Source organism: Paenibacillus sp. MDMC362, assembly GCF_003269305.1.
Taxonomy (GTDB): Bacteria; Bacillota; Bacilli; order Paenibacillales; family Paenibacillaceae; genus Paenibacillus_AQ.
Genome location: NZ_QLYT01000099.1, coordinates 1 through 2,398 on the forward strand (window position 1 = coordinate 1; position 2,398 = coordinate 2,398).

General features: G+C 66.4%; 5 protein-coding genes. All 5 read left to right on the forward strand.

The genetic code is table 11. The features are described from left to right. A partial coding sequence (locus DP091_RS31645; protein WP_220091194.1) for a hypothetical protein occupies nucleotides 1–338 on the forward strand: 338 nt, incomplete at its 5' end. Next, a complete protein-coding gene (locus DP091_RS30755) occupies nucleotides 319–615 on the forward strand; it encodes a hypothetical protein (RefSeq protein ID WP_075275681.1) in 297 nt (98 codons plus the stop codon). The genes DP091_RS31645 and DP091_RS30755, both read left to right, overlap by 20 nt. Before the next feature lie 98 nt (nucleotides 616–713). After that, on the forward strand, nucleotides 714–1,418 hold the full coding sequence (locus DP091_RS30760; protein ID WP_075275682.1) for an HlyD family secretion protein: 705 nt from the start codon (nucleotides 714–716) through the stop codon (nucleotides 1,416–1,418). Next, the gene (locus tag DP091_RS31165) at nucleotides 1,415–1,612 is read left to right on the forward strand and encodes a hypothetical protein (protein WP_075275683.1); all 198 of its coding nucleotides are present in this window, start codon (nucleotides 1,415–1,417) and stop codon (nucleotides 1,610–1,612) included. The genes DP091_RS30760 and DP091_RS31165 overlap by 4 nt, the downstream gene beginning before the upstream one ends. Nucleotides 1,613–2,011: 399 nt before the next feature. Next, nucleotides 2,012–2,293, forward strand: a complete 282-nt coding sequence (locus DP091_RS30770; RefSeq protein ID WP_082996515.1) for a hypothetical protein — start codon at nucleotides 2,012–2,014, stop codon at nucleotides 2,291–2,293. The last annotated feature ends 105 nt before the right edge of the window (nucleotides 2,294–2,398 follow it).

Here is a 2,398-nt window from a genome sequence, read left to right on the forward strand (position 1 = left end):
CGCCAAACCCCCAGACCCCCGTTGACAAAACTGACAAAACCCCCTGGCACACCCTGCTCGCCCAGGTCGAACCCCTAGCCCGACGGTTGGCGGAGCTACAGGCCCCCCGGCTCAGGGTGGACCTCGAGGGCCGGGCTGTGGGGTATCGCAGCCTCGAGGGGTTGGACCTCGAGGGTGTGACTTCCCTCTTGCGGCAGATGCTCTCAGCCCTGGCCCGGCAGTACCCCGAACCCCGAGCGGTGCAGGTCATCGGCCTTTGGCCGGGCACCCCCTCCCAGCCGGTACGCCGGGAGGTGTTGAGCGAGGTGGAGGCTGAGGATGATACCGCGTGGTTCTAGCCCCTCCCCTAGGCGCATCGCCGTCAGCGTCGCCGCCGAACTGCTGCACCAGATCGAGCAGCCCGGTGAGGAGCCCATCCAGCGCTACCACGACCGTTTGGCCGAGGCCCAGGGCGTGCTCGAGGTGCTGGCCCCTGGCCGGTGGCGCTTCAGGGGCCTCACATCCCAGCACTGGCCCCACGTCGCCGGCCACCGGCTGGTGGAGCACTTGGTGCTGCCCGCGCTTGGCATCGCCTGGCTCGACCTAGAGCGCCGTGAATGGTGGTGGATGCCATGACTCACTACCTGCACCGACCGCGTCCCCCGCCCGCCCTGCCGGGGATGGAGCGCACCGCACACCGACCCAGAGCCAACAATCCAAAGCAAGGAGCCAAAATGAGCGATCTACAAGCCAAGTTTACCGAGCTACAGGCCCAACTTGCCGCAGCCAAGGGCGAACTCGAGGCTGCACAAGCCAAAGCCGCCGAGAGCGCTGACCTACACGAGAAACTCAACCACCTCACCCGTGCTCGAGCCGCCCAGGACTTGGTTTCTAGCATCGAGTCGGAGATTGCTAGCGTCCAGAGCGCTATTTCAGAGGCTAAGCGCCGTGAGCACCGGCAGGAGTTGCTCGAGCGAGCCCGCACCATCGCCCGCGAGGTGGAGCAGCACCAGGGCGAGCTACAAGACCTGCTCGATGGCATTGCTAAGGCCGTTGCCGCCCTCCAGCGTCAGGCCCCCGGCATCATCAACAAGTGGCGTTCGGCCCGTGAGCGCTGGCTTTCCACGTTCGCCGCCCTCGAGCCCGGTGCCTGGCCCGGCCCCACCGGTGACATCGAGAACAGCCGGCGGCTCGAGGCCCTTCGGCGCGTCCTAGCCGAGCTTGGAGACGCAGCCGAGCCCCTGACTGCCGTGCCGCCCGGCCTTTCGCCCTCGAACCGAGCCGAGACCACCACCTTCGAGCCGCGCAACTGGAGCTACTCGCCACCCGAAACCCCCAAGGACTTCGGCATTTTCGCGCTCGACTCGATCTTGAGCCGCCCCTTTGCCGCCCAGCCGCCCGCATCCGTGGCCGCTCCTGACCCCGCCAAATCGATATGACCCGTCCAGAACGCAAATTCCCGCAGTTGGCCCTCAGGCTCGATTTGCTACAGCTTGTTCTCCAAAGCGGTCTTGGCGATGCCCTGCTGAGCGCCATTCGCCACGTCGGAGAGGCTGGAGAGCCGCTCTTGAGCCTCGAAACCCCGACGGGGACGCTGCTTTTGCCGCTTTGCTTGGAGCCGATTGATTTATGAGGACTGACCGAATCGAAAAACTTGAGTCCAGGACCCGTGAGGCCCACCGCGCCGCCTGGAGCGCATTTTGGGCCCGGTTTCGCAGCGTGGTGGACGGGCTGCCCAGCGGGGCGTTCGAGCGCTTCATCCCCCTCGAACTCGCCGATTACCCCGACCTCGAGCCCGAACTTCTCCTTTGGGAGCGGTGGAGCGGGACCATCTTGCCGGTGCTCTCGAAGGCCGAGCAGGGCGATCTGGGGGCATGGCCCGCTGATCTGCCTCGCCCACCTTCCGACCCCCGCCCGCTGCTTCTCGAGGTAATCAGCCGATGGCGCGCAAACTCCCGGTTGCCCGCGGCCGCGTTGCTGGTGTTGCTATGCCTGGGAGCTGCCGCAGGGGGGGAGGGGGTACCCTTGAGGTATGGCGATGAGCACGCTGAAACCTAAACGCTTACGCCGCCGTAAACCCGGCGATTTGGGGCAGCTACGCGCCGTGCTGTGGGGGGTGCTGCTCGAGGTGGAGGGTATCGCCCAAGCCCCTACAGCCGATCCAGACCGCAAGCTCAAGGCCGCTAGCGTCCTGGCTACCCTGGCCGGGTCTTACGCCAAGGCCACCGAGGCCCACGACCTCGAGCAGCGCCTACAGGCCCTCGAGGTCGCCCTTCAGCGCGAGCCCGCGCCCTTAAAGAGGTTGAAACTGTGAAACGGCGTTTGGAGCACCTTGAATCCCGTCTCAGCCCTCACCCCCGTGTGGTCGTGGTCACCTACAGGCCCGAGCCCGCTGAGGGCGAGGACGCACCCACCACCC

Bases quoted from the DNA above. Each gene is read 5' to 3' on its own strand.
- DP091_RS30755 (WP_075275681.1), top strand. From the start codon at position 319: ATGATACCGCGTGGTTCTAGCCCCTCCCCTAGGCGCATCGCCGTCAGC.
- DP091_RS30760 (WP_075275682.1), top strand. From the start codon at position 714: ATGAGCGATCTACAAGCCAAGTTTACCGAGCTACAGGCCCAACTTGCC.
- DP091_RS31165 (WP_075275683.1), top strand. From the start codon at position 1,415: ATGACCCGTCCAGAACGCAAATTCCCGCAGTTGGCCCTCAGGCTCGAT.
- DP091_RS30770 (WP_082996515.1), top strand. From the start codon at position 2,012: ATGGCGATGAGCACGCTGAAACCTAAACGCTTACGCCGCCGTAAACCC.